General features: G+C 69.3%; 24 protein-coding genes. 19 read left to right on the top strand and 5 right to left on the bottom strand.

Annotated features, from left to right (window positions below):
* Positions 1-87 precede the first annotated feature (87 nt).
* The 9 genes from AB0M24_RS26375 (at position 88) to AB0M24_RS26335 (ending at position 7,536) form a co-directional block, all read left to right on the top strand.
* Positions 88-1,017 carry a hypothetical protein gene (locus AB0M24_RS26375; protein ID WP_363773109.1) on the top strand — a complete coding sequence of 310 codons (930 nt, stop codon included), beginning with the start codon at positions 88-90 and terminating at the stop codon, positions 1,015-1,017.
* A 101-nt stretch (positions 1,018-1,118) separates the two neighbouring features.
* Positions 1,119-1,427, top strand: a complete 309-nt coding sequence (rpsF, locus tag AB0M24_RS26370; protein ID WP_081901884.1) for a 30S ribosomal protein S6 — start codon at positions 1,119-1,121, stop codon at positions 1,425-1,427.
* Positions 1,428-1,456: 29 nt separating this feature from the next.
* Positions 1,457-1,966 (top strand): single-stranded DNA-binding protein, encoded by a 510-nt coding sequence (locus AB0M24_RS26365; RefSeq protein WP_045312844.1) that lies wholly within the window; start codon positions 1,457-1,459, stop codon positions 1,964-1,966.
* 59 nt (positions 1,967-2,025) lie between these two features.
* Positions 2,026-2,265 (top strand): 30S ribosomal protein S18, encoded by a 240-nt coding sequence (gene rpsR / locus AB0M24_RS26360; RefSeq protein ID WP_030480165.1) that lies wholly within the window; start codon positions 2,026-2,028, stop codon positions 2,263-2,265.
* Positions 2,266-2,283: 18 nt separating this feature from the next.
* Positions 2,284-2,742, top strand: a complete 459-nt coding sequence (rplI, locus tag AB0M24_RS26355) for a 50S ribosomal protein L9 (protein WP_363773103.1) — start codon at positions 2,284-2,286, stop codon at positions 2,740-2,742.
* A 458-nt stretch (positions 2,743-3,200) separates the two neighbouring features.
* A complete protein-coding gene (dnaB, locus tag AB0M24_RS26350; RefSeq protein ID WP_363773100.1) occupies positions 3,201-5,351 on the top strand; it encodes a replicative DNA helicase in 2,151 nt (716 codons plus the stop codon).
* A 63-nt stretch (positions 5,352-5,414) separates the two neighbouring features.
* Positions 5,415-6,416: an LLM class flavin-dependent oxidoreductase gene (locus AB0M24_RS26345; RefSeq protein ID WP_363773432.1), complete on the top strand. Its 1,002-nt coding sequence runs from the start codon at positions 5,415-5,417 to the stop codon at positions 6,414-6,416.
* The gene (locus tag AB0M24_RS26340; RefSeq protein ID WP_363773097.1) at positions 6,407-7,123 is read left to right on the top strand and encodes an MBL fold metallo-hydrolase; all 717 of its coding nucleotides are present in this window, start codon (positions 6,407-6,409) and stop codon (positions 7,121-7,123) included. The genes AB0M24_RS26345 and AB0M24_RS26340 overlap by 10 nt, the downstream gene beginning before the upstream one ends.
* Before the next feature lie 56 nt (positions 7,124-7,179).
* Positions 7,180-7,536 carry a hypothetical protein gene (locus AB0M24_RS26335; protein ID WP_363773094.1) on the top strand — a complete coding sequence of 119 codons (357 nt, stop codon included), beginning with the start codon at positions 7,180-7,182 and terminating at the stop codon, positions 7,534-7,536.
* Between the two features lie 70 nt (positions 7,537-7,606).
* On the opposite strand, the gene AB0M24_RS26330 is transcribed toward AB0M24_RS26335, so the two are convergent.
* From AB0M24_RS26330 to AB0M24_RS26320, 3 genes are all read right to left on the bottom strand, one after another.
* Positions 7,607-10,651, bottom strand: a complete 3,045-nt coding sequence (locus tag AB0M24_RS26330; protein ID WP_363773091.1) for a chaplin family protein — start codon at positions 10,649-10,651, stop codon at positions 7,607-7,609.
* A gap of 193 nt (positions 10,652-10,844) precedes the next feature.
* The gene (locus AB0M24_RS26325) at positions 10,845-11,579 is read right to left on the bottom strand and encodes a hypothetical protein (RefSeq protein ID WP_363773089.1); all 735 of its coding nucleotides are present in this window, start codon (positions 11,577-11,579) and stop codon (positions 10,845-10,847) included.
* A 173-nt stretch (positions 11,580-11,752) separates the two neighbouring features.
* Positions 11,753-13,930: a hypothetical protein gene (locus tag AB0M24_RS26320; protein ID WP_363773086.1), complete on the bottom strand. Its 2,178-nt coding sequence runs from the start codon at positions 13,928-13,930 to the stop codon at positions 11,753-11,755.
* A gap of 78 nt (positions 13,931-14,008) precedes the next feature.
* Here AB0M24_RS26320 and AB0M24_RS26315 point away from each other — a divergent pair, with 78 nt between their 5' ends.
* Positions 14,009-15,160, top strand: a complete 1,152-nt coding sequence (locus tag AB0M24_RS26315) for an AI-2E family transporter (protein ID WP_363773083.1) — start codon at positions 14,009-14,011, stop codon at positions 15,158-15,160.
* On the opposite strand, the gene AB0M24_RS26310 is transcribed toward AB0M24_RS26315, so the two are convergent.
* A complete protein-coding gene (locus AB0M24_RS26310) occupies positions 15,157-16,353 on the bottom strand; it encodes a diguanylate cyclase (RefSeq protein WP_363773080.1) in 1,197 nt (398 codons plus the stop codon). The two genes, AB0M24_RS26315 and AB0M24_RS26310, sit on opposite strands and share 4 nt — an antisense overlap.
* Before the next feature lie 124 nt (positions 16,354-16,477).
* Between AB0M24_RS26310 and AB0M24_RS26305 the strand changes: the two genes are divergently transcribed.
* The 9 genes from AB0M24_RS26305 to AB0M24_RS26265 all read left to right on the top strand — a co-directional run bounded on the left by AB0M24_RS26305 (position 16,478) and on the right by AB0M24_RS26265 (position 25,005).
* The gene (locus AB0M24_RS26305) at positions 16,478-17,638 is read left to right on the top strand and encodes a DUF5931 domain-containing protein (RefSeq protein WP_363773077.1); all 1,161 of its coding nucleotides are present in this window, start codon (positions 16,478-16,480) and stop codon (positions 17,636-17,638) included.
* An 11-nt stretch (positions 17,639-17,649) separates the two neighbouring features.
* Positions 17,650-18,297, top strand: a complete 648-nt coding sequence (locus AB0M24_RS26300; protein ID WP_363773429.1) for a response regulator transcription factor — start codon at positions 17,650-17,652, stop codon at positions 18,295-18,297.
* Positions 18,298-18,317: 20 nt separating this feature from the next.
* Positions 18,318-18,827 (top strand): DUF1707 domain-containing protein, encoded by a 510-nt coding sequence (locus AB0M24_RS26295; RefSeq protein WP_363773074.1) that lies wholly within the window; start codon positions 18,318-18,320, stop codon positions 18,825-18,827.
* A 36-nt stretch (positions 18,828-18,863) separates the two neighbouring features.
* Positions 18,864-20,315, top strand: coding sequence for an SDR family oxidoreductase (locus tag AB0M24_RS26290; protein WP_363773071.1), 1,452 nt, complete (start codon positions 18,864-18,866; stop codon positions 20,313-20,315).
* A gap of 36 nt (positions 20,316-20,351) precedes the next feature.
* Positions 20,352-21,383, top strand: coding sequence for an L-threonine 3-dehydrogenase (gene tdh / locus AB0M24_RS26285; protein WP_363773068.1), 1,032 nt, complete (start codon positions 20,352-20,354; stop codon positions 21,381-21,383).
* Positions 21,383-22,561 carry a glycine C-acetyltransferase gene (locus AB0M24_RS26280; RefSeq protein ID WP_363773065.1) on the top strand — a complete coding sequence of 393 codons (1,179 nt, stop codon included), beginning with the start codon at positions 21,383-21,385 and terminating at the stop codon, positions 22,559-22,561. Before tdh ends, AB0M24_RS26280 begins: the two co-directional genes overlap by 1 nt.
* Before the next feature lie 67 nt (positions 22,562-22,628).
* Positions 22,629-23,084, top strand: coding sequence for a sigma-70 family RNA polymerase sigma factor (locus AB0M24_RS26275; RefSeq protein WP_363773062.1), 456 nt, complete (start codon positions 22,629-22,631; stop codon positions 23,082-23,084).
* A gap of 2 nt (positions 23,085-23,086) precedes the next feature.
* Entirely contained in the window at positions 23,087-24,127 is a 1,041-nt protein-coding gene (locus tag AB0M24_RS26270) for a hypothetical protein (RefSeq protein ID WP_363773059.1), read from the top strand.
* Positions 24,124-25,005, top strand: a complete 882-nt coding sequence (locus AB0M24_RS26265; protein ID WP_363773057.1) for a LysR family transcriptional regulator — start codon at positions 24,124-24,126, stop codon at positions 25,003-25,005. Before AB0M24_RS26270 ends, AB0M24_RS26265 begins: the two co-directional genes overlap by 4 nt.
* Here AB0M24_RS26265 and ptsP read toward each other — a convergent pair.
* Positions 24,989-26,620 carry a phosphoenolpyruvate--protein phosphotransferase gene (ptsP, locus tag AB0M24_RS26260; RefSeq protein WP_363773054.1) on the bottom strand — a complete coding sequence of 544 codons (1,632 nt, stop codon included), beginning with the start codon at positions 26,618-26,620 and terminating at the stop codon, positions 24,989-24,991. The genes AB0M24_RS26265 and ptsP overlap by 17 nt on opposite strands.
* Between the last annotated feature and the right edge of the window lie 16 nt (positions 26,621-26,636).

Raw genomic sequence — 26,636 nt, 5'->3', positions numbered from 1 at the left:
ATAGGAGTAATTGCGAAAACTGGGGGTGGCCCGCGTCACGAGCAGGACATACGGTCGTTACTACTAGAGAGTAGGAAAGGGGTTGGCATGCGACTGCTGAGCGTCACCGCCGCGACGCTTCTGGCGTTGGCCTCCGCCACCGTGGGCATGACTCCGGCCACGGCAGCGGATCCCATCGTCGTGGGCAGTTGCGCCACATCGGTGCAGGGCGCGCCAGGCACCCCCGTCTCGCTCAGTCCCGCGGCCGTCACCCAGCCCATCACCGACCTGATCAGGGCGATCCCGCTGCTCGGGCCGCCGCTCGCGGACCCGTTCAAGCAGGCGTTCGCGCAGGGCAAACCGATTCCGATCGGCGCGGTCCAGGCCGGTACGCAGACCATCTCCGGCGCCACGATCGCCAACGCCGTGGTGGCCGAGCTCTACAAGATCCCGCTGCTCGGGCCGATCATCGGGACCCTCGACAAGACCGTGCGGTCCGCGCTGACCAGCGGCTGCCAGGTCGTCGTGACGGGCGTGAACCAGGTCGCCGCTCCCGTCCAGGACGGTGCCAAGGCCGTCGCGGACGCGTCGCAGCAGGCCGTCCAGCTGCCCGGTCAGCCGAAGCCGCCAGTGGGTCAGCCACAGCCGCAGCCGGGCACTCAGCCGGGTCAGCCCGGTGTGAATCCGGGCACACCTGGCGCCACGCCGGGCGCGCCCAGCAACCGCGACTTCTCGCTCTACTCGCTCGGCGGGAACTTCGGCCGCGTGCCGCTGTTCACCTACGGCTCGCTGCCGTTCGCGATGCCCGGCCTCTACTCGCCGTCGCCCGGCGTGCGCTACGGCTCGCAGGTTCCCCGTGCCTCCAACGGAAACGGCGTGGACGGCGACGAGGTGCTGGCCGCCGGTCGCGCCACGGCACTGCCCAGGCTCGGCGGTCCCGGCGGCGTCGGCGTCCCGGTGCTGGTCGCGGTGCTGATGCTGGCCTGCGTGACGGGCGCGCTGGTGCGGACCTGGGTGCTTCGGCGCACCCCTGCGTAGTCGCCGGACGCGCTCTGTTAACCTTTTTCAGTTGCTGACGCGACGACCCTCCTGCCACGGAAAGCCCGTGGCCGCGAGTCCACAGGAGGTGAGTGGTCCTCATGCGTCATTACGAAGTGATGGTCATCCTCGACCCCAGCCTTGACGAGCGCACGATCGCGCCGTCTCTCGACACGTTCCTCAACGTCATCCGCACCACGGGCGGCAACGTTGAGAAGGTCGAGGTGTGGGGCAAGCGCCGGCTGAGCTTTGAGATCAACAAGAACACCGAGGGTATCTACGCGGTGCTCGACCTGACCTCGACTCCCGACGCGGTGAAGGAACTGGACCGCCAGCTCGGTCTGCAGGAGACGGTGCTCCGGACGAAGGTCCTGCGCCGCGAGCCCGCCAAGTCGGCCGTCAAGGCCTGACGAACCTCGATTAGGGGAGCTCCCAAGCCATGGCTGGTGAGACGACGATCACGGTGGTCGGAAACCTGACCGCTGACCCTGAACTCCGCTTCACCCAGAGCGGTGCCGCGGTGGCCTCCTTCACGGTGGCCTCCACGCCCCGCACCTTCGACCGCCAGTCCGGCGAGTGGAAGGACGGCGAAGCGCTGTTCCTGCGGTGCAACGTGTGGCGGCAGGTCGCCGAGAACGTGGCCGAGTCGCTCACCCGCGGTTCGCGAGTGCTCGTCACCGGACGACTGCGCCAGCGTTCCTTCGAGACGAAGGAAGGCGAGAAGCGCACGGTGGTGGAGCTGGAGGTCGACGAGATCGGCCCCTCTCTGCGCTACGCGACCGCGAAGGTCAACAAGGTGAGCCGTGGAGACGGCGGCGGTGGCGGCGGCTTCGGCGGCGGCGGCGGTCAGCAGTCTCGCGGCGGTGGCGGTGGCGCTCCGGCAGACGACCCGTGGGGTTCCGCCCCGCCGGCCGGCTCCGGCGGCTTTGCCGACGAGCCCCCCTTCTAGACCGAACTGCACCGGTCACCCAGTACTTCATTCACTGCGTATCCAGGAGTTAGAGACACATGGCCAAGCCGCCTGTGCGCAAGCCCAAGAAGAAGGTCTGCGCCTTCTGCAAGGACAAGAGCGCGTCCCTGATCGACTACAAGGACACGACGCTCCTCCGCAAGTTCATCTCCGACCGCGGCAAGATCCGTGCCCGCCGCGTCACCGGCAACTGCTCGCAGCACCAGCGCGACGTCGCTGTGGCCGTGAAGAACGCCCGTGAGATGGCCCTGCTGCCCTACACCTCGACCGCCCGCTAAGAGAAGGGAACATTCGCGATGAAGCTCATCCTCACCGCTGACGTTTCCGGCCTTGGCGCGCCCGGCGACATCGTCGAGGTCAAGGACGGCTACGGCCGCAACTACCTGCTCCCGCGCGGCTTCGCGATCGTCGCGACCCGCGGTGCGCAGAAGCAGATCCAGGTCATCCAGCGTGCGCAGGACACCCGCCGCGTGCGCGACCTGGACCACGCCAAGGAGCTCAAGGCCAAGCTCGAGGGCCTGGGCGGCGTGACGCTGACCGCGAAGGCCGCGGCCGGCTCCAACAAGCTGTTCGGCTCGATCACGACCGGCGACGTCGCCGCGGCCGTGAAGAAGGCCACCGGCGGTCTTGTCCTGGACAAGCGCGCCATCGAGCTGCCGGGTCACATCAAGACCACGGGCAAGCACTCGATCACGGTTCGCCTCCACCCCGAGGTGACCATCGCTCTCCCGCTGGTCGTTACCGCCGGCGAGTAGTAGCGAAGCTCCCCCGCGTTCGGTTAGCCCGACGCGAGTGCAGCTCGCAACTCGAACCGCGTGACGTGACCTCCTCGGGGGCACTTCACGCTGGTTGCGATTGCTGAAGCGCCGCCCTCCCGGAATGCTCCAGGAGGGTGGCGCTTTCGCTCGTTCGGACCAGCGCCCGCCCTGTCCACGTCCTGTGGATAAACAGTGCGTTCAGGCGCCTCGCGACACGCCGAAGAGGGTGTTTTTCGCGACACGCCGAGGGTGTGGCGCACAACTTTTTCCACAACTTGTTCACAGCCTCTGAGCTGCGGTTACTTCTGTCACCCCACCGGTTGTCAACAGGTTGTCCCCAGCGCTCCCACCCCTGTGAGCAACCATCCACAGGTTGTCCCCCAGTTGTCCACAGGACGATCCACACGCTGGTTTGCTTGCTCCGGACGGGTCCCTCTAGCGTCGCGTCACGGGCGATGACCATCGCACAGCGTGGCCGCCCGAAATTGTCGGTGCAGCGCTGTACAACTAGGGGAACGCACCGGCTCTCGACTCTTCGCAGGGGTGATTTGGCAGTGGCGCTGGTGGACGACCGGGGTATGGCGGAACCCGGATTCGAGCGTCAGCCGCCACAGGACCTCGCCGCCGAGCAGTCCGTGCTGGGCGGCATGCTGCTGTCCAAGGACGCCATCGCGGACGTCATCGAGGCGCTCGCGCCGAACGACTTCTACCGCCCGGCGCACCAGGCGATCTACGACTGCATCCTCGACCTCTACGGCCGCGGTGAGCCCGCCGACCCGATCACCATCTCCGCCGAGCTCGAACGGCGCGGCGAGCTGCTGCGCGTGGGTGGCGCGCCGTACCTGCACACGTTGATCGCGACGGTGCCGACGGCAGCGAACGCCGGCTACTACGCCGAGATCGTGGCCGAGAAGGCCGTGCTGCGGAGGCTGGTCGAGGCCGGCACGCGCATCGTGCAGCTCGGGTACAACGGTGCCGAGGGCGCGGACGTCGACGAGGTGGTCGACCGCGCGCAGGCGGCGATCTACGAGGTCACCGACCGCCGCACCACAGAGGACTACGTGGCGCTGGAGGACCTGCTCCAGCCGACGATGGACGAGATCGACGCGATCGCGTCGCGCGGCGGCATCTCGCAGGGCATCCCGACGGGCTTCGCCGACCTCGACGAGCTGACGAACGGCCTGCACGGCGGCCAGATGATCATCGTCGCCGCCCGCCCCGGTGTCGGCAAGGCGCTCGCCCTCGACACCCCGCTGCCCACCCCGTCCGGCTGGACCACGATGGGTTCGGTCGCGCCGGGCGACTTCCTGATCGGCGCCGACGGCCGCCCGACTCGCGTGGTCGCCGCGACCGAGGTGATGACGGGCCGCCCGTGCTTCGAGGTCGAGTTCTCCGACGGCGCGGTGATCGTGGCCGACGCGGAGCACCAGTGGCTCACGGAGTCGTGCAGCGAGACCGGTGGCTTCTGGGCCATCCGCACGACGGCGCAGCTGTTCCAGAAGATCGGCCTGTGCCGCGTGTTCGTGCGCATGTCGGCCGCCTGGGAGCTGCCCGCCGCCTCGTTGCCGCTCTCGCCCACCGCGCTCGGCAAGTTCCTGTCCGGCCTGGGCGACCTGGAGCTGACGGACGAAGAGCTGCGCGTGGCCAAGGACCTCGACGTGGCGGACGACCCGCACATCCCCGCCGCGTACCTGCGGGCCTCGCGCAAGCAGCGCGAGGAACTGCTCGCGGCGCTGCAGATCGACGGCAGGTTCGCGCGCCTGCGTCGTGACGTCGACGAGCTGATCGCCGGCCTGGGCCGCCACGACCAGGTGGAGATCGTCGCGGTGCGCCCGGTCGCGTCCGTGCCGGTGCGGTGCGTGGAGGTCGACAACCACGACCACCTGTACCTCGCGGGCGAGACGATGATCCCGACCCACAACTCGACGCTGGGCCTCGACTTCGCCAGGTCCGCGTCCATCAAACACGGCCTGACCAGCGCCATCTTCAGTCTGGAAATGAGCCGCACCGAGATCGTGATGCGCATGCTCTCCGCCGAGGCCCGCATCCGCCTCGGCGACATGCGCGGTGGCCGCATGAGCGACGACGACTGGACCCGCCTCGCCCGCCGGATGAGCGAGATCAGCGAGGCGCCGCTGTTCGTCGACGACAGCCCGAACCTCACGATGATGGAGATCCGCGCCAAGGCCCGTCGCCTCAAGCAGCGGCACGACCTGCGGCTGGTGGTCGTCGACTACCTCCAGCTGATGAGCTCCGGCAAGAAGTCCGAGTCCCGCCAGCAGGAAGTCTCGGAGTTCTCGCGAAACCTGAAGCTGATCGCCAAGGAGCTCCACGTCCCGGTCATCGCGATCTCCCAGCTGAACCGCGGCCCGGAACAGCGCACCGACAAGAAGCCGATGCTGTCCGACCTCCGTGAGTCCGGCTCGCTCGAGCAGGACGCCGACATGGTCATCATGATCAACCGTCCGGACGCCTGGGAACGCGACGACCCCCGCGCGGGCGAGGCCGACCTGATCATCGCCAAGCACCGTGCCGGCCCGACCGCCACCATCACCGTGGCGCACCAGCTGCACTACAGCCGCTTCACGGACCTGGCCCAGGCCTGATCCGGAACGTCTGAGCGGTGGTCGCGGACGTGCGCGGCCGCGACCTGCGAGGCTGAACGCGTGATGCGTGCAGGCGTCGTGGTCACCGCGCAGCCGGGTGTGGAAGACCTCGCTGTGCGGGCCGAAGAGCTTGGCCTGCACAGCTTCTGGGTTTACGACACCCCGATGGTCCACGGCGATCCGTTCGTCGCCCTTGCGCTGTGCGCGAAGGCCACCCGCCGGATCAAGCTCGGCATCGGCGTGACCTCTCCTGGGCTGCGCTCGGCACCCGCCACCGCGAGCGCGTTGACCAGCTTGAACGCGCTGGCACCTGGCCGGATCATCTGCGGTGTCGGCACCGGGAACACCGCCCGGCGCACCCTGGGCCTGCGGCCGAACTCGGTCGCCACGCTCGAGAAGTTCGTCGAAGCGCTGCAGGACCTGTGTGCCGGGCGTTCGACCGAGTACAGGGGTCGCGACATCCGGTTCCTGCACACCGGGTCGTACGTGAACACCGCGGACCCGATCGAGTTCGTCGTGGCCGCGCTCGGTCCGAAAGCCGCCGCTGTCGCCGGCCGTCGCGGCACCGGTCTGATCTCGTTCGGCTTGCTGGACCCGAACGCCTGGCAGGCGCTCCACCAAGGCGGCGACTCCTACCTGGTCACCGCGCTGCACGTGCTCGACGACGGCTCGGATCCCCACGGCGACGCGGCCAGGGACGCGACCGGCCATCTCGTCCTGTCGTTGCTGGCTTTCGCCGCCGACGAGCCCGCCTTCGCCGACCGACTGGGGCCGGAGGAACGAGAGGTGGTGCAGCGGTTCCTCGACCGGCGTGGCACCACCGCGACCTCGCCGGACCGGTACACCAAGATCTATCCCGGCTACCTCGGCCGCATCGCACCGCAGGACCGGGACCTGGTCGTGCCCTCGCTGATGAACGCGCTCGCGCTCGTCGGCACCCGCGACGACCTCCGCGCCCGCATCGCCACGCTGGAACAGGCCGGGGTGGGCGAGCTCCTCGTTCAACCGGTGGTCGATCCGCACGTCGAAATGGCCCGGTTCGCCACACTGCTCGCATGCGACTGACCGTTCTCGGCACCTGCGGCGCCTATCCGGAACCGGGCAGGGCCTGCAGCGGTTTCGCCGTCGAAGACCAGGGATACCGGGTGGCCCTCGATCTCGGCTACGGCACGCTGCCTCGGCTGCTCGACCTCTGGCCGGAGGGCCCGGATGCTGTGGTGATCACCCACGAGCACCCCGATCACTGCGCTGACCTGCACGGTTTGTTCCGCATGCGGTGCTACGGGAAGGGCGCCAGGCTGCCGTTGTACTGCCCGCCGGGTGTGCTCGACCGGCTGCAGGGTCTCGAACCCGAGGTGCCGCTGGGGAAGGTCTTCGACGTGCACGCGCTGCCGGGTGAGTGGGAGGTCGGCCCGTTCCGGCTGACCGGTCTCGACCTGCCGCACTTCGTCCCGAACGCGGGTGTGCGCCTGGAGTCGAAACGCGTTCTCGCCTACACCGGGGACACGGGTCCGTCCGAAGCGCTGGCGACGCTGGGCCGGGACGCGGATCTCTTCATCGTCGAGGCGACCGACCGGCCGGGAGACACCTCGGGCCTGTTGATGACGTCCGAAGCGGCTGGTTCGTGGGCGCGGGAAGCCGGTGCGCGGCGCCTGATGCTGACCCACTTCTGGCCGGGCAACGACCGCTTCGCCGCGGTGGCCGCGGCTCGCGAGCAGTTCTCCGGAGAGATCTTCGCCGCGTCCGAGGGTGATGTTCACGTATTCGGCTGACGCTCTTCGGCGCGGCAATGCTGGTCAACAGGCGTGACCTCGGATAAACACGATTCGTGCTGCACGACCCAGTCACGGGCCTGCCCGGCCACGCACTGCTGCTCGACCGCCTGGAGCAGTCGCTGATCCGCGCCAGGACCCGAGGCACTCTCGTCACGCTCGTCCTGATCACCGCGCCGGACTCGCTGCTCGACGCTGCTCGCGTCCTGCGGGCCGGCTTGCGGCCGGACTTCACGGTCGCCCGGTATCGCGACACGGTGCTGGCCGTTCTCGCCGAGCACGACTTCGGCGACGGGTCCCCGATCTCGGCGCTGATCAGGCAGCTGGTCGGGGATGTTCCGCAGATCCACTGGGTGACGAGCGACGGCGACACCGAGCCGGACGACATCCTCTCCACCGCCGAACAGCACTGAGCCCCGGCGACACCGTCGTGTCGCCGGGGCTCAGCTTCTTACCGGAGGAGGGTGTTACAACTTTCGGGTGTTACAGCGAGCCGGTCAGCGTCTGGAAGACGTTGGCCGGGTCGATCATGGCGAGCGCCGGGGCGTTCACCGGGAGCTGCGGGAGGGCACGCTCACCAGCGGCCGGAACCAGGCCCTGGGTCGGGTTCAGGTTGACACCCGAGAGCGAGGCCGGGCCGTCGAGCGGCAGCGCGGGCAGCGAACGCTCGGTCGGCAGCGCGGGCAGCTGCACCGGAACCGGCAGGGCCGGCGCGGTGAAGGGCAGCGACGGCACGGACGGCAGCGAACGCTCGGCAGCCGGAACGCCGGCGGGGAGCAGACCCTTCGCGGCCTCCAGCACCTGGCCCAGGGGCAGGCCCTGGACGTTCGGCGTGATGCCGGCGGTGCCACCGTTCAGCGGGACGTTCGAGCGCTCGGTCGGCAGCGAGGGCAGCTCACCGACGGCGGGCAGCTGCGGGGTGGGCAGCTGGCCGGCCATGGCCTGCAGGCCTTCCGGGCTGGGCAGCGCGTTCACCGGCAGCTTGTCGATGCCGTGGAACGCCGGAACCTCGTCCGCCTTCATCAGGCTGTCGACGCCCTTGGGGAGCTCGAGGCCCTTGAGCTGGGTGGCACGCAGCGTGCCGCCCTGCTGCTCGCCGGTCTCCTGCACGTCCTCGTTGGCACCGGCGGTGGTCGCCTGGCCGAGAACCTCGATCGGCACGTAGATGACGGCAGCCGCGGCCTCGACCGGGACAGTCATCTCGCGGGCGGTCAGCGGGCCGCTGCCGTCCGTCTCCATGAGGCCGCCGGCCTTGGTGAACGACGTCTCGTCGGTCGCCGTGGAGGCGTTGCCCGCAGCCGCGACCGCGTCCGCGAACACCGCGGCAGCGGCGTTGGCGGGGACGTGGATCAGGTTGCCGGACACCGAAGCGTCCTGCGCCTGCGACTGGCTGTCGCCACCGGCCACCACGTTGGTGTCGCTGACGGCGTCGGAGTTGGTGATGCCCGCCGCGGCAACGGTGTTGCCGGGGAGCAGCGGCGACACGGCCGGCTGCGCGCCGATCAGGTTGCCGGACACCGAGCCCTTGTTGCCGCTGCTGGCGACGTCGCCGCCGGCCACGGAGTCGAGGTCGTTCGTGGTGAACGAGTCGACGTTGCTGCCGCCGCCGACCGACCAGCCGAGCACCTGCGTGCCGGTGGCGACCGGAGCCGAGACGACGTTGCCCGCGATGGAGCCCGCGTCACCGTTGGTGTGAGCGTCGCCGCCCGCGGCCATGTCGGTGGCGTTGTCACCGGTGGTCTTGTTGTTGCCGACCAGGGTGGCACCGTCGGCGAAGACCTGGGCCGGCGTCGAGGTCGGAGCCTGGACGATGTTGCCGGAGACCGAGCTCTTCTTGCCCCACGCCTTGGGGTCGTCGCCCGCCTTGACCGAGGTGTCGTTGGACGACTCGGAGGTGGTGTTGCCGACGAGGCCCGCGGTGACCGCGAAGACCTGCGGCGCGACGGCGGTGGGCGCGGTGACGATGTTGCTCGACACCGTGCCGTTGTCGTCGACCGTGTTCGGCTGACCGCTGGAGCGAACCTCCTTGGTCTCGTCCGCCGAGCCGGAGGCCTGGCCGCCGAGCGCGCCGGCGATGCCGTAGACCTCGGCCGGAGCCGCGACGGGCGCCTGCACCAGGTTGCCGGCGACGACCGAGTCGTTGCCGATGGTGCCCTGGTAGCCCGAGGTGGTCGACTTGACGTCGTTCTCGCAGGTACCGGCGGCCTGGCCACCGAGGGTGCCACCGATGCCGCACGCGTCCACGGCCGAGGCCGGGGCAGCGTCGACGAGGTTGCCGGACAGAACCGACTTCTCACCCGTGGTGAAGACCGGGCCACCGGCGTTCGAGGTCGCCTGGTTCGAGTGGTCGGTCAGCGCGTTGCCGACGAGCGAGCCGGCGTTGCCACCAGCGGCGACGGGCAGCGAGATCGGCGCACCGGCGATGTTGCCGGAAGCCGTGGAGCTGTGACCGCTGGTGTTCTTCTGGCCACCGGCGTTCGAGTCGTTCGTCGTGGCGCTCGTCGCGGACGAGTTGCCACCCACGGCGGCGGAGTTGTCGTCCACCGTGATCGGGCCGGCGAGCGCGGGCTCGACGATGTTGCCGGCGAGCGTGGCGGGGTCGCCGTTGGTGATCGTCTTGCCACCGGCGTAGGCGGCACCGGACTGCGTCGAGTCGGTGGAGGCGTTGCCCGCACCGGCGGCCGCGTTGCCGTTGACCTCGGCCAGCGGGGCCAGCGGGATCGGCACGGCGTTGCCGGAGATCGAGCTGGCCTTGCCGCTCGTCGTGGTGTCGCCCTCGGAGGAGGCGAACGTGTCGGCGACCGAGTTGGCCTCGGCGATGCCCGCCGCGCCCACGCCGTTGCCGGTGATCTGAACCGGGGTCGCACCCTGCTCGGCAACCACGTTGCCGGAGATGGCGCCCTTGTCACCGTTGGTGGTGATGTCGCCGCCGGTGGTGGACACCTGCTCGGCGGTCGTGTTGGTGGTGGCGTTGCCACCCGCCGCGATGGCGTTACCGGTCAGCTGGACCGGCAGCACGTGGTTGACGGCGACGACGTTGCCGGCCAGAGCCTGGCCCGCGCCGTCCGTGACGATGGTGCCGTCGCGGTGCGTGCTCTGCTGGCAGTCGCCGGTCGCCTCGGTGTTCGCGAGGACCGCGATCGCGTTGCCGCAGATGTTGATCGGAACGTCAACGTGCGCCTGGACCGTGTTGCCGCGCACCAACCCCTGGAGGGCGGTGCCCTGCAGGCGCTCGCCTGCCTGGCGGATCAGCGGGTTCGCGACGGGCGAGGCCGTGCGGGTGGGCACCGCGCTGGTGACGCGGTCCGTGCTGATCGTGCGGTCAACCTTGGGGACCGTGATGTCCTTGACCGGCGTGGCCAGCTTGTTCTGGTCAGCCTTCAGCGGGACAGCGGCCGCGACGTCGACAGCGGGGGGCGCTGCGTCCGGGTCGACGTTCTCCTGGGCAGAAGCGATGCCCGTACCGAGCATCAGCAAACCACCAGTGACAAACGCGGTCTGAAGTCCGCGCTTTGCCCAGGTCTGCATTGGGTCTCCTTTTTGAAAGTCCCCTGGATTCAGGGGGGTTCACGGGGGTGGGGTCGAAGCGCGCAGGGAAAGGCGCGCCATCACCGGGGGAGTCGCACGCGGTGATCGACCTGTAGGAGCGCAAGAAAAAAGCGCGACGGTCGACCTACCGGACAGCCGGGGGGAGAGGGCTGCCGCGGACCGCGCGCTGAAATCAGTCTGGGTTGATACCGGGCTGCTTGCCCGGCGTCACGGTGACCTCGTCGGTGGACGGCAGCAGAGCGCGCGTCACCGAGGTGCCGTGGGCGTTGTCAGACGCAGCGAGAGCAGCGATGGTGCCGCCCTTCGCAGAGCCAGAACCGTCGTTGCACGAAGAGCACTGCACCGGCGCGGGGGCCGGGACGGGCAGCTTCGGGAACGGGGTGCTGGGCAGGGACGGGAGCTGCTGGGAGGGCACAACGAAGTCGTTGTGCTGCAACAGTTCCGTCCACAAAGCACCGGACGGGCCGGTGTACTGCGGTGCCGCCGGGGCAGGTTCGCCCTCGGCGACGGCCGGAGTCTCCGGGAAGACCACGTCCAGGGACCGCGCGGTGGCGGGAGCCTGGGTCTGGCCGATCCTGGAGACCTGCGGCAGGATCTGCTCGGCGATCTGCTCGACCGCCTTGGAGACCTGCACGTCCGGCAGAGCCGCACGAGCCTTCTGCTGCTCGGTGCGAAGCGTTTCGTCGAGCTTGTCGACGGCCTTGGCAGCGGGGACGACGACTGGCAGCTTCTCGTCCGCGTGGACGATCTTGCTGACGACGTCGAACTGCTGCACGTCCTCCGCCGCGTTCGCGGACGACGTGGTGAGCGCCCAGGCGACGGCCGTGCCCGCGATCGCCCCACCGACGGCGAGCAGCGCTCGGGTGGCGAACCGGCGGATGCCGTTCGCTCCCGTCTTCGCTCGCATGTCAGCGGACAACGCAGGAAACCTCGCTACTCGGTGGCGCTCAAGGGATTCGCCGACGATCAAGTGATCAAGTCGACGTCGGCGACTCTGCCAGTCCCACTGCCCCGAATGCACGCTCAGAGCGCTCGGTTAACTACATCGTGTGAACGACGACGCGTAACGCCGGTCCAAGATCAAACTCGTTTCAGCACCCGAGCCGCACCCGCCGCCGCGGTCGACGCCAGCACCCAGCCCACGGCGACCAAAGTCCCCGAGATCCACTGGGAAGCGCCCGTGAACTGCCACTTCCCGTCGTGACCGAAGTCGATGATGGGCAGCAGCAGGTCGAGCGACAGGAGCCAGGCGTTCCACACCGGGTCCTCGTCCTTGTTGAGCTTGACCATCGGGTGCCAGTGGAACCAGAGCGCGCCGCCCAGCCAGAACACGCCGAGCCAGCAGATCGCGAGCCACGGGCGGTAGCCGTAGCCGACCGTCCACCGCTGCACCGCGCCCCAGACCCGGCCCGCGCGACCGAGCTCGGAGTAGCGCCGCCGTTGCTTCTCCAGCTGGACCTTCTGCGCGAGCTCCTCCTCGCCTCCCTGCTGGTAGACGGCGGCGAGCTGCTCGTACGGTCCGGGTGCGAAGTCCGGCTGCACCTTGAGCAGCCACTTCAGCCGGGTCTCCACCGGCACGTCCGGGTCCGCGGTGATGCCGGCGAACTCGAAGTCGTCGACGGCCACGCCACCCTCGGCGTCCCACAAGCCGGGGCCGTCGGTGACCGAGACGGCCTTGAGCCTGCTCAGCACGACCTTGCCCTTGGGTTGCTGGCCTTCGGGGATGTGCAGGCGGAACTGGTGCACGGTGAGGCCGTAGGCGTTGAGCGCGATGTCCGCCGCGGTCGAGCCGAGGTGCGAGTCGCTGAACGTCGCCATCTTGCCGACCTCGCCCAGCCGCAGCCGCACGCCGCCGACCGCGGTGAACCCGCGGCTGCACAGCAGGTCCTTGCCGATCGTGATGGCGCGGGCGTCGAGCGACGGCTTCTGCGTGCCGTTGGGGCGCAGGCGCGGCAACGTCAGCTCGGCGCCGGACATGTCGAGGGTGGAGCCGATGTTCGCGTTCTGCAGGCGGATCGAACCCTTGGCCCTCAGCTCGCGCAGGAAGAGCGTGCCGCCTATCTCCAGGCGGTCGGCGAACAGGACGTCGATGCCCGGCCCGTGCAACGACACCCCGGACATGCTGGCGCTGCCCATGATGTGCGCGTTCGACAGCCGCACCTGGCCGTAGGTCTGCAACGGTGGTGTGCGCGTGCCGCCGTTGTTCGCGGCGCTGCGGGCCTCGACATCGCCTTTGACCTGCAGGCCGTCGGCGTGAATCGCCACCGGGATGCGGTTGGTGACGTCACCGGCGAGCTCCTCGGCGACCTCGCGTGGTCCGATCACCGCGCCCGAGAGTCGCAGGTAGCCGCCGACGCTCGCGTTCGGCAGCCGGACCGTGCCGGTGGAGGTGAAGCCGTTGTCGAGCTCGACGTTGCCCTCGACCTTGATGCGGTCGGCCACGAGCGTCGCCGCTTCGTCGGCCAGGCCGTGCGGCAGGACGAGCACCTGGTTGTCGACGCGGTGGGTGGAGTGCAGGCGGGCGCCGGTGAACTCGAGGTTGCCGCCGACCCGTGCGCCGTCGAGCAGCACCCGGCCGTCCGCGGTGAACCGGCCGCCCTCGGCGTTGCAGAAGACGTTGCCCGCGACGACTATCCCGGACGCCTCCAGCGCGTCCCGGCCCGTGTTGATCAGCCGCGCGCCGCCCAGGTGGACGCTGCCGCCGATCGCCGCGCCTCGGAGTCGCACCTCGCCGTTGGCCCGCATCGCGATGGCCTGGACGGATCCGCTGACCCGCAGCCGCGCGCCGAGGAACGCGTGCTCGCTGTTGGAACGGAGAACCGATCCGGCGAGTCGCAGCGTGCCGTCGACCGCCGCGTCGGTGAGGTCGACGATGCCGGTGCAGGTGAAGCCGGCTTCGAGGACCAGATCGCTGAAGACCCTGAGGTTGCGGCCCTGGAAGCCGGGGACGCGGGTTCCTCTGAGCCTGAGGCCGATCAGCCGGGCCATCCGGAGGTCGAGCGACTCCTCGAACGTGCAGTGGGTGAGGTCGATGACACGCGTGACTCTGGTGCCCTCGAGCTCGAACTTGCCGGTGACCCGCGCGTTTCGCAGCCGCAGTGCGGGCAATCCCTTGCGCGGCACGCGGTACATACCGGTCAGCAACCCGGTGAGCACCTCGCCGCGCACGCTCTGCCCGGTCAGGTCGATCTCGGTGCCGCCCGCGTAGGCCCCGGCGACCTGGCGTTCGACGTCGGTCAAGTCTTCCGGCTTGATCACTCTCGTCCTCCCCTGACGAACGGATCATCCCTATCAGGTTCCGGGTTTGCCAGGGTCCGAACAGTTAACGTGAGGCCTGTGAGCGCAAACGAGACGGAGATCAGCGGTCGCGTTCCTCTGCTGCTGCGAGTCAGTGCGGCGCTGAGCTGGCGGTTCGTGGTTGTGGTGGCCGCGTTGTACGTGGTCGCGTACGTGCTGGGCTTCCTCGCCTCGATCGTGATCCCCGTCGCAATCGCGCTGCTGCTCGCCGCACTGCTGTCCCCCGGCGTGACGAAGCTCGTCGAGTGGCGGGTGCCGCGCGGCGTGGCCACGGCGCTGATGATGATCATCGGCATCGGCGCGCTCGGCGGCGTCCTGACGTTCGTGATCAGCGAGTTCTCCCGCGGCCTGCCCGAACTGCAGACGCAGGTGTCGGCGTCGCTGGACACCATTCAGAAGTGGTTGAAGGACGGGCCCGCCCACCTGTCGGACGCGCAGCTGCAGAACTACCTCAACGAGATCGTGAAGACGATCAAGGAGAACCAGGCGGAGATCACGTCCGGTGCGCTGACGACCGCGGCGACCCTCGGCGAGGTGCTGACCGGGCTGCTGCTCGCGCTGTTCACCCTGATCTTCTTCTTGCACGACGGAGACGGCATCTGGCGGTTCGTGACCCGCGCGGTGCCTCGTGACGTGCGCGCACGTGTGGACGTGGCCGGGCGTCGCGGGTTCGGCTCTCTCGTTTCTTATGTGCGCGCGACGACAGCGGTCGCGATCGTCGACGCCGTGGGTGTCGGCATCGGGTTGGCGATCATCGGCGTGCCTCTTGTGGTGCCGTTGTCCGCGTTGGTGTTCCTCGGCGCGTTCATCCCCATCGTCGGTGCGGTGTTCACGGGCTCCGTGGCCGTCTTGATCGCGCTGGTGACCAACGGGCCGATCGCCGCTCTCGTGGTGTTGGCCGTGCTCATCGGCGTGATGCAGCTGGAGTCGCACGTGCTGCAGCCGTTGTTGTTGGGTCGCGCGGTGAAGCTGCACCCGTTGGCGGTCGTGATCGCGATCGCCGGTGGGTTGGTCGTGGGTGGGATCGCGGGGGCTCTGCTGGCGGTGCCGTTGCTGGCGGTGCTGAACTCCGGGATCCGGTCGCTGGTGTCGGACGCCGACGCCGAGGAGGACCCGTCGCAGGTCGACGTGCTGGATCCGCAGGACACGGCGCCGAAGGACGACAAGAGCGAGCGGGTCAAAGAGCTCTAGGCCATCGAGACCAGGTTGCGGCCGTACGCCTTCGCTGCCAACAGTGCCGCGTCGGCCGCCACCAGCAGGTCCGGCAGCTCGTAGCCGAACCTCGTCGTGGTCGCGACCCCGATCGACACGGTGAGGCCGCGCAACTCGTGCGGTTTGCCGTCGGTGGCCATGGTCGGCACCCGCAACGCCGCTACCGCCTTGCGGACGCGTTCGGCGACCGACTCCGCTTCGTTGGGTGAAGCTTCGGGGAGCAGCACCACGAACTCCTCACCACCGAACCGGCCGACGAGATCGCCACGACGAACGGTGCCGCGCAGCAGCAAGGAGATGGCGGCGAGGGCGGCGTCTCCGGCGAGGTGGCCTACCTCGTCGTTGACCTTCTTGAAGTGGTCGAGGTCGAGCAGCATCACGGCCATCGGGCGGGTGCGGCCGGAGCCCTTGGTGAGTTCGTAGCGGGCGCGGCTGTCCCAGTGCACGGCGTTGGCGAGGCCCGTCTTGGCGTCGCGCTGGGCCGAGCGACGCCACTGCGGGAGTTGGGCGGCGCGTTCCAGCAGCGCGAGGGGTGGGCCGGCGATCAGGGCGTGGATGGCGTTCGACTCGGCCACGCAGCCCATCAGGCCGCCGATGGAGACCGCGACGATGCCGAGGACCGCGTCGATCGGTTCGCCGACGTTCTCCTCGAAGGTGGCGGTGGGGCGGCGCAGTTTCAGGCCGGCCGCGATCAAAGCGGCTCGCAGGGTGAGGAGGACTACGGCGCCGAAGACCATGACCGGGAGGCTGGCGTGCGGGTTGGACCAGCCGAGCAGGTAGCGGGTGGCGAACACCGCGAGCGAAGTGGCGCTCAGGGTGAACAGCCAGCGGTGCGTCTCCGGGCGCTGGGCCAGCAGGCAGTGCAGGGCCGGGCCGAACAGGAGGAGCACCAGGAGGTTCGGGGGCAGGGCGAGGATGCCGGCCGTCAGATAGGAGAGGTGCGCTGCCCACGGGTTGCGCTCGGTCTCGCCGAGGCGGTGGCTGTAGATCGAGCTGCCGATGATCACCGCGCCCGCTGTGCCCGCGATGGCGGCGAACCGGCCGATCTCGGAGGGTGACGGCGTCGGCGTCGAGACGATGACGTAGGTGACGAGGACCAGTGCGGCCGTGTCGATGAAAATCCAGTAGGAGAGCGCCGACCGCCGCAGTGTCCACACCGGCCAGTCGCGCACCTGTATGCCCTCCCCACCTGAACCCGGAGAGCGTCGCACATTCCTCCGTTCGGCAGAAGACGGCCACCTGGGGGTTAGCCAGCGCACGTTCACGCGGCAGGATGGTGTCCGAAAGGAGCACAGAGTGCCCAAACTGCCTGCCGAACGTGTGACGAAGGCGATCGAGGACCCGGCCACCCCGCTGTGGCGCGGGACGATCGCGCTACGCATAGTCACATTCCTCTTCGCGGCGGCGAACGTGATCGCGAACCAATCCGGTTACATCCGGCCGGAGCTGGCGTGGATCACGCTCGGGGTGATGGCGCTGTGGTCCGTGTTCACCAGTCGCGCGTACAGCACGCCGTGGGGCAGGCGCTGGCCTTTGGTGCTGATCGACCTGGCGCTGACGTGCGGGCTCATGTCGCTGTCGCCGCTGATCATGTCCGACCACCAGCTGCTGACCCTGAACGTGCCGCTGATCACCACGATCTGGGCGTGCGTTCCCGCGGTCGCGCTGGGCGCGCTCGGCGGTCCGGTGGCGGGGTTCGCCGGCGGGCTGACCGTCGGCCTCTTCACCTACCTGTCCAAGGGTGTGCCGAGCCTCGACCTGCTGCGCGACGTCGTCTTGCTGGCCGGCGCGGGCATGGTCGTCGGCATGGCGTCCGCGACGGCACGGCGTTCGGCGGTGCTGCTCGCGCAGGCGTTGCGCGCGGAAGCGGCCACGGCGGAACGGGAACGCCTCGCGCGCTCGATCCACGACAGCGTCCTGCAGGTGCTCGCCCGCGTGCGCAAGCGTGGGCTCGAAGTCGGTGGTGAGGCAGCGGAACTGGCGAAGCTCGCCGGTGAGCAGGAGGTGGCGTTGCGGAACCTGGTGGCCGCCGCGCCGACCGACTCCACAGTGGACGGAGAGATCGACCTCAGGCCCGGTTTGCAGTTACTGGCCACACCTCGCATCCAGGTGTCGACGCCCGCCACCCAGGTGATGTTCGCGGCCGGAGCGGCAGGAGAACTGCACTCGCTCGTTCGCGAGGCACTGTCCAACGTGGACAAGCACGCGGGTGATGACGCGCGGGCGTGGGTGCTGCTGGAAGACCTCGGGGAAGAAATCGTGTTGAGTGTCCGGGACGATGGTCCTGGCATCCCGGAAGGCCGGATCGCGACGGCGGCCCGGGAAGGCAGGATGGGGATCGAGAAGTCGATCAAAGGCCGAGTGGAATCGCTGGGCGGCACGCTGGAGCTCCAGACCGGGCCGGGGGAGGGCACGGAATGGGAGGTTCGGGTGTTCAGGAAGGGGGCGGCAAGGTGACGGTCTCGGTGATGGTCGTGGACGACCACCCGATGTGGCGCGAGGGCGTGGCACGCGACCTGCAGGAGCGGGGCTTCGACATCGTGGCGACCGCGGGCGACGCGGCCTCGGCCGTGCGCATCGCGAAAGCCGTGCGCCCCAACGTGGTGCTCATGGACCTCAACCTCGGCGAGCTCTCCGGCGTCGACGCGACCCTGATGATCACCAGCGAGCTGCCGGACACGCGCGTGCTGGTGCTGTCCGCGTCCGGCGAGCACGACGACGTGCTGCAAGCCGTGAAAGCCGGTGCGTCCGGCTACCTGGTGAAGTCCGCGTCGTCCGAGGAACTGGTCGACGCCGTCTCGCGCACCGCCGCCGGAGACGCCGTGTTCACCGCGGGTCTGGCCGGCCTGGTGCTGGGCGAGTACCGGCGGATGGCCGCGGCTCCGGACGACTCGGAGGACAAGCCGCAGCTCACCGACCGGGAGACCGAGGTCCTCCGGCTGGTGGCCAAGGGACTCACCGCCCGCCAGATCGCCAACCGCCTGGTGATCTCCCACCGCACGGTCGAGAACCACGTCCAGTCGACTTTGCGGAAACTTCAACTGCACAACCGGGTGGAGCTGGCGCGTTATGCCATCGAGCACGGTCTCGACGCCGAACCGGAGGCAGAGAAATGACAGACCCGAGAGACTTACGCGTGTCCGACCCCGAACGTGAGCACGTGGTCAGCCTGCTGAACAAGGCAGTCGGCCGGGGCATGATCACGCTCGACGAGTTCACGACGCGGACGGACACCGCCCTGGCCGCAGTAACGCGCGCCGACCTGAACGCGGTCCTGGTCGACCTGCCCGGCATGGTCAACAACGAGCTGGCCCACGCGCGGACCGAGCTGAAGAACACGATGGGCACGACGACCCGCAAGGGCCACTGGGTCGTGCCGCGCGAGCTCGTCATCCGCAACACCCTCGGCTCAACCAACCTCGACTTCACCGCGGCCGACGTGCCGCCGGTCGTCGACGTCGACCTGGACGTGTCGCTGGGCTCGGTGAAGCTCCTGCTGCCTCCGGGTTCGTCGGTGAACATCGACGCCGTGGAGATCACCGCCGGCGAGCTGAAGGACAAGGTCCACAACTCGGTCGGCAACCCCCACTTCCAGGTGCGCGGGCACGTGCGCGGCGGGTCGGTGCTGATCAAGCGGAAGCGCTGATCTGCGGCTCGCCGGGACAACGCGCAGGATCGGGGCATGCGGTGTCTCGTGACCGGCGCGACCGGGTACCTCGGCGGACGGCTCGTGCCTCGGCTGCTCGCGGCCGGGCATCAGGTGCGCTGCCTGGTGCGGTCGCCGGAGAAGCTGCGGGACGTGCCGTGGGCCTCTGACGTCGAGATAGTCCGCGGTGACGTGCTCGGCGACCTCTCCGAGGCCATGCGCGACATCGAGGTCGTGCACTACCTCGTGCACTCGTTGCACTCGAAGGACTTCGCGGACGCTGACCGGAAGGCCGCCGAGAACACCGCGGCGGCCGCCGGGCGCGCTGGCGTGCGCCGGATCGTCTACCTGGGCGGACTGCACCCGGAGCACACCGAGCTGTCTCCTCACCTGGCCTCTCGCAAGGAGGTCGGTGAGGTGTTCCTGCGTTCGGAGACACCCGCGGTGGTGCTCCAGGCCGCGGTGATCATCGGGTCCGGGTCGGCGTCGTTCGAGATGCTTCGGTACCTGACCGAACGGCTGCCGGTCATGGTCACGCCCCGGTGGGTGCACAACCGGATCCAGCCGATCGCGGTGAGGGACGTGCTCCGGTACCTGGTGGACGCGACGACGCTGGACGCGAACCGGACGTTCGACATCGGTGGACCGGACGTGCTGACGTACCTGGAGATGATGCTGCGGTACGCCCAGGTGGCGGGGCTGCCGAAGCGCCGCGTGCTGCCCGTGCCGGTGTTGACGCCGGGCCTGTCCTCGCACTGGGTCAACGTCGTCACGCCCGTTCCGCGGTCGATCGCGAGGCCGTTGATCGAGTCGCTGGTGCACGAGGTGGTGTGCCGCGAGAACGACATCCAGGCCCTGCTCCCCGGCGACAACATCGGCTACGACAAGGCCGTCGAGCTGGCGTTGACCAAGATCCGCGACGCCGACGTGGAGACGCGCTGGTCAGGAGCTTCGACACCGGGTGCGCCCAGTGAGCCGCTGCCGAGCGACCCCGACTGGTCCGGTGGTTCGGTCTACACGGACGACCGCGAACGCCACACGCGAGCCACTCCCGAACGGCTCTGGGAGGTCGTCGAGGGCATCGGTGGCGAACGCGGCTGGTACTCGTTTCCGCTGGCCTGGGCCATCAGAGGGTGGATGGATCGGCTCGTCGGCGGGGTGGGCCTGCGCCGAGGACGCAGGGATCCGCACCGGTTGAACGTCGGCGAGGCCCTCGACTGGTGGCGGGTCGAGGAGGTCGAACGGGGCAGGCTGCTGCGGCTGCGGGCCGAGATGAAGGTGCCGGGCCAAGCGTGGCTGGAGCTTCGAGTGGCGGACGGTGGGCCAGGCGGGTCCACTTACCGCCAACGCGCCGTGTTCGTGCCCAAAGGGCTCGCCGGGCACCTCTACTGGGCGGTCGTCTGGCCGTTTCACGGCGTCGTGTTCGGCGGCATGGTGCGCAACATCGCCAATGAAGCTGAGCTGCACAAGAACTTCAGAAAGTCCTGATGGACTGCACAAGCAGCAAAGGGTGAGACTTCCCGCATGAAGGCTCTCGTCAAGGTCGCCGCTGGGCCTGGCCTGGAACTGACCGACGTCCCCGACCCGACACCGGGTCCCACAGATGTGCTGGTCAAGGTGCTCAGGACCGGCATCTGCGGCACCGATCTGCACATCGACTCGTGGGACGACTGGGCTGCCGCCAACATCAAGGCGCCGCTCACGCTCGGGCACGAGTTCGTCGGCGAGGTCGTCGAAGTCGGCAACAGCGTCACCGGCGTGAAAGTCGGCGACCTGGTCAGCGGCGAGGGCCACCTCGTGTGCGGGACCTGCCGCAACTGCAAGGCCGGACGCCGCCACCTCTGCGCCAACACGCGCGGTCTCGGCGTGCACTCCAACGGCGCGTTCGCGCAGTACGTCGTGCTGCCCGAGCAGAACGCGTGGGTGCACCGGACGCCGGTCGACCTGGACGTGGCCGCGATCTTCGACCCGTTCGGCAACGCCGTGCACACCGCGTTGAGCTTCCCCGTCATCGGCGAGGACGTGATCATCACCGGTGCCGGCCCGATCGGGATCATGGCCGCCGCGGTGGCCAAGCACGCGGGCGCGCGCAACGTCGTGATCACCGACGTGTCCGAGCACCGGCTGGACCTGGCCCGCAAGGTCGGCGTCGACCTCGCGGTGAACGTCGCCGAGAAGACCATCGAGCAGGCGCAGGCCGAGCTCGGCATGGCAGAGGGCTTCGACGTCGGCATGGAGATGTCCGGCAAGCCGTCGGCGTTGCAGAGCATGATCGCGAACATGGCGCACGGCGGTCGCATCGCGATGCTGGGGCTGCCCGCGGAGGAGTTCTCCGTCAACTGGAGCAGCGTCGTGCTGAAGATGCTGCACATCAAGGGGATCTACGGCCGCGAGATGTTCGAGACCTGGTACTCGATGACCGTGCTGCTGCAGCGCGGCCTCGACCTCGCGCCGGTCATCACGCACCGGTACGACCACACGCAGCACGCGGAGGCGTTTGCCACCGCGCGCGAAGGCAAGTGCGGCAAGGTCATCCTCGACTGGACGGGAGCCTGATGTACGGCGAGCTGAAGAACGACCTCCTCAAGACGATCGAGGAGATCAGGGAGGCCGGGCTCTACAAGTCCGAACGCGTCATCGCCACCCCGCAGAACGCCGCCGTCCGGGTCGGCCAGGGTGACGAGGTCCTGAACTTCTGCGCCAACAACTACCTCGGGCTCGCCGACCACCCGAAGCTCATCGAGGCCGCCAAGAGCGCTCTCGACGAGTGGGGCTTCGGCATGGCGTCGGTGCGGTTCATCTGCGGCACCCAGGAGCCGCACAAGGAACTGGAGCGCAAGCTCAGCGAGTTCCTCGGCACCGAGGACACGATCCTCTACAGCTCGTGCTTCGACGCGAACGGCGGTCTGTTCGAGACGCTGCTCGGCGCCGAGGACGCGATCATCTCGGACGAGCTGAACCACGCGTCGATCATCGACGGCGTGCGGCTCTCCAAGGCGAAGCGCTTCCGGTACAAGAACCGCGACATGGACGACCTGGAGCGCCAGCTCAAGGACTCGGCCGACGCGCGCTACCGGCTGATCGCAACCGACGGCGTGTTCTCGATGGACGGCTACCTCGCGCCGCTCGACGAGATCTGCGACCTGGCCGAGCGGTACAACGCGCTGGTCATGGTCGACGACTCGCACGCGGTCGGCTTCACCGGACCGACGGGCCGCGGCACCCCGGAGCTCTTCGGCGTGCAGGACCGGGTCGACATCGTCACCGGCACGCTCGGCAAGGCGCTCGGCGGTGCGTCCGGCGGTTACACGTCCGGCCGGAAAGAGATCGTCGAACTGCTGCGCCAGCGTTCGCGGCCGTACCTGTTCTCGAACTCGCTCGCGCCGTCGATCACGGCAGCCGCGATCGCCACGCTGGACATGCTGTCGAGCTCGTCCGACCTGCTCACCCAGCTCAGGGAGAACACCGAGCTGTTCCGCCGCCGGATGACCGAGGAGGGCTTCGACCTGCTCCCCGGCGAGCACGCGATCATCCCGGTGATGATCGGCGACGCGGCCGAGGCGGCGCGCCTGGCGGATCTGCTGCTGGAACAGGGCATCTACGTGATCGGCTTCTCGTACCCGGTGGTGCCGCACGGCAAGGCCCGCATCCGCACGCAGATGTCGGCCGCGCACACCACGGAGGACGTGAACCGGGCGGTCGACGCGTTCGTCGCCGCACGCGCCAAGATGTGACACGCGCCACACAACGGTAAGAATCCGCACGTTCGGCGCACTTCCCCGTGAAGAGGGAGGGGCGGTCGTGGAGGACTTCTGCGCGGTCTACCGGGAGTGCTATCCCCGTGTGCTCGCCTACGTGGCGAGCCACGCGGGCAAGCAACTCGCGGAGGACATCACCAGCGAGACGTTCACGATCGCCTGGCGCAAGCTCGGCCAGATGCCGTCGAACGCACTGCCGTGGCTGCTCGGCATAGCCCGCAACTTGGTACGCGAGGCTCATCGGCAAGCACGGCACGACGAGCTCGTGGACAGTCCCGCCGACGACGACTTCGCGGTCGTCGAACTGCGGGAAGCTCTCCACAGCCTGTCCGCGGCTGACCAGGAAGTGCTGACGCTGATCGCGTGGCACGGCCTCACGTCAGCCGAAGCAGCCCAGGTCCTCGGGTGCTCGACGGCCACGTTCTTCGTGCGCCTGCATCGCGCCCGACGAAGACTGCGCTCCGCTCTCTCGACTCCGGCCTTCGAGCGTGCGAGGTAGTCATGGACCTGATGAAGGATCTCGCCAGGACCCGTCCGTCCACACCGGACGTCGATCCCGAGCGGATGGAACGCGACCTCGCCCGGATCGTCTCGCTGCCCCGATCTAGCCATCACCGCGAATGGACGGGCGCACCGTCGTTCCGGCGACTCGTGCCGTTCGTGGTGGCGGCCCTGGTCATGGCGCTGGCGATCGTCGTGGTGCCGTCCGACCGCCCGGAGGAGCTGGCGACCACGCCGGTCCGGTGGCAGGTGGTGACGCGGAAGACCGAGCTGATGGTGGTCGGTGACGCGGCGAACCCCTACGTGCTGCGGTACAGCTTCGTCACCGACAGGTGGCTCTCGAGGGACGGCCAGACCACGGTCAGGCAGGGAGGGGGCGGGGTCGCACCGTTCTCCGACGCCGACATCGTGAAGTGGGAAGCCGCGGGCAAGCCGGGCAGGGCTCGTCAGGTCGGCGGCAACCACGACGTGCGCATCGGTCCGGTGGCGGCGGCCGTGACGAAGACCCACGACGCGGACTTCGCGATCTCCGGCGACGACCGGATCCGGTTCGACGCGCTCAGAGAGCTGCCGACAGACCAGATCCCGCTGTGGAACGCGCTGAGCGCGATGATCTCCGGGTTCGACCGCCTGCCTCAGAACGAGGACCGGTACCGACTGGCGTTGCTGGCGATGGACGTGCTGGCCATGAACACGACCCCTGAGCAGCAGCTCGCAGCGTGGCGGGTGCTCGGCGGACTCTTCATCCGGAACATGGAGAAGATCACGCTGCCGAACGGCCGCGAGGGGCTCTCCGGAGTGGTGCCGACGCCGAAGCGGTTCCAGTTCACGAACGTCGAGACGCAGCTGATCGTCGACCCGAAGACCTACGAACCACTGATGATCAAGGACGTCATCACCGCACCTCAGCACGGACTCGCCGCGGGCACCGCGATCTCGTCGACCGAGTTCCTCTCCCTCGGGCCGGCCACCGGCGAACCGCACATCCCGGACGGCGTCGTCGTGAACGGGGAAGTGGAATCCCCCATCATGGAGCGGTGATCGACCCACGACGGCTCCGCGTGCTGCGCGCGTTGGCTGACCACGGCACCGTGACGGCGGCTGCTGCTGCACTGCACCTCACGCCGTCCGCGGTGTCGCAGCAGCTGGCGGCGTTGGAGTCGGAGGCCGGGCACCCGTTGCTGCTGCGCAAGGGACGCCGGGTCTCGCTGACTCCCGCCGGTGAGCTGCTCGTCGCGCACGCCCATGCCGTTGCGGCAGAACTGGAACGCGCACAGGCCACTTTGGACGCTCTGACCACCGGATCTTCCGGACGGGTCGCGGTCGCGGCCTTCGCGTCGGCGATCACCCAGGTGGTGGCGCCCGCGCTCAAAGCGTTGAAGGAACGGTCGATCGAGCTCTCGGTGCGCGATGCCGAGGGGCACGAGAGCGTGCGGCTGCTGCTCGACGGCGAGATCGACGTGGCGATCACCGAGGAGCACCGGTCGACCGACCGCTTCACGTCGTTCCCGCTCTACACCGAGCCTTTCGACGTGGTGCTGCCGCCAGGACATCCCCTGCAGGGACCGGTGGACCTCGCCGCGCTGGCCGACGAGGACTGGGTCGTGACGCTGCCCGGCAACCCGCTGCGGGACGTCGTCGAGATGGCGTGCGCGCAGGCCGGGTTCGCACCGCGGATCCGGCACACGTCAGACGACTTCCGCGCGATCGAGGCGCTGGTGGCGGCCGGCGGCGGCGTGGCGCTGGCACCGAGGAACGCCGTGGGTGGAGTCCGGGTGGCAGGCGTGGCGCCGACGCGGCAGGCGGTCGCGGGTGTGGCACCTATGCGGCGAGTGGTGGCGGCCGTCCGGAAAGGCTCCGAGGACCACCCGTTGATCCGGGCGGTCCTCGACGAGCTGCGGACTAGTGCGGTGCCCTAGCGGCGAGCTTCGCGGTCGCCGGGTCGGCCGCGGCCAGCGCGCCACGGGCCGCGAGCTGGCAGATGTCCATGCTGGACGTCGCGAGCTTCGCGCCGACATCCGCGAGAGCCGTGTGGTTCATCGAGAGCGACGTGACGCCCATGCCGATGAGCACGCACGCGAGCAACGGGTCGGCCGCCGCCTCGCCACACACGCCGATCGGCTTGCCTGCCGCGGTCGCTGCCTCGCCCACCTGCGCGATCAGGCGCAGCAACGCCGGCTGCCACGGGTCGTTCAGCGCGGCGACGCCACCGAGCTGACGGTCGGCGGCGAAGACGTACTGCGCGAGGTCGTTGGTGCCGATGGAGATGAAGTCGACGACCTGCAGGATCTCGCGGGCGGACAACGCGGCCGACGGAACCTCGACCATCACGCCGGCGCGGGAAATCCCCGCCTGACGAGCACGGGCGACGAACCACGAGGCCTCGGCGGCGGTGGCGACCATCGGAGCCATGACCGAGACGTCCGCGCCGGAGGAGGCAGCGGCCGCGGCGATGGCTTCGAGCTGGCGGTCCAGCACGTCCGGACGGTCGAAGGCCACACGCAGACCGCGGACGCCGAGGGCCGGGTTGGGCTCCGGGTCCGGGTTCAGAAACGCCAGCGGCTTGTCCGCGCCCGCGTCGAGGGTGCGCACCACAACGGGTTTGCCCTTAAACGGCGCCAGCACAGCCTCATAGGCAGCAGTCTGCTCAGCAACGGTCGGCTCCTCCGCGGCGTCGAGGAAGCAGAACTCCGTGCGGAACAGGCCGACGCCCTCCGCACCGGCGGCGGCAGCGGCAGCGGCGTCCGCAGGGGAACCGACGTTGCCGAGCACCTTCACGCGGTGGCCGTCCTTCAGCACACCGACGCCGTTCCACGTCGCCTTCTTGCCGCCGCCGGCGGTGCGGACCTTGCCGTCCGACTCGCGCACCTGGCCGGTGTCGCCGTCGACCTCCAGAGCGGGAACGTCCAGGGCCAGCACGCCACGGCACGCGACGACGGCCGGAATGCCGAGGGACCGCGCCAGAATCGCGGTGTGCGAGGTGGGACCGCCCTCCTCGGTGACCAGGGCGAGCACCTTCGACGGGTCGAGACCCGCGGTGTCGGCGGGCGCCAGATCACGCGCTACCAGCACGGACGGCGAGGTCAGGTCCGGTACGCCGGGCGCGGGCAGGCCCAGCAGCTCGGCCACCACCCGGTCGCGGACGTCCTGGACGTCGCGGGCGCGTTCGGCCATGTAGCCACCGGCGGCCTGGAGTGCCGAGATGAACTTCGCGGCGGCCTGGTGCACCGCGCGGGCGGCGGGCAGCGCTTCGTCGACGACCAGCTTCTCGGCCGACTTGATGAGCGACGGGTCGCCGGCCATCGCCGCCGTCGTCTCCAGCACGGCACGCGCCTCGCCCTCGACGGTCTTCGCGCGCTCCATCAGGCGCTGCGCCACGACCTCGGTCGCCGGACGGATCCGGGAGGCTTCTTCTTTTGTATCCGCAGGTCGCGGTCCCAGCGGAGGTTCCGGCAGGGCCTCAGCGACCCTGACCACGGGGCCGGAAGCCCGGCCGCTGCTGACACCGACACCGCTCAGCCGCGCGCTCGACATGGTCTAGACCATACCC

Source organism: Lentzea sp. NPDC051838 (assembly GCF_040681245.1).
In the GTDB taxonomy this organism is placed as follows: Bacteria; Actinomycetota; Actinomycetes; order Mycobacteriales; family Pseudonocardiaceae; genus Lentzea.
This window is presented reverse-complemented; position numbering and strand designations above follow the sequence as displayed.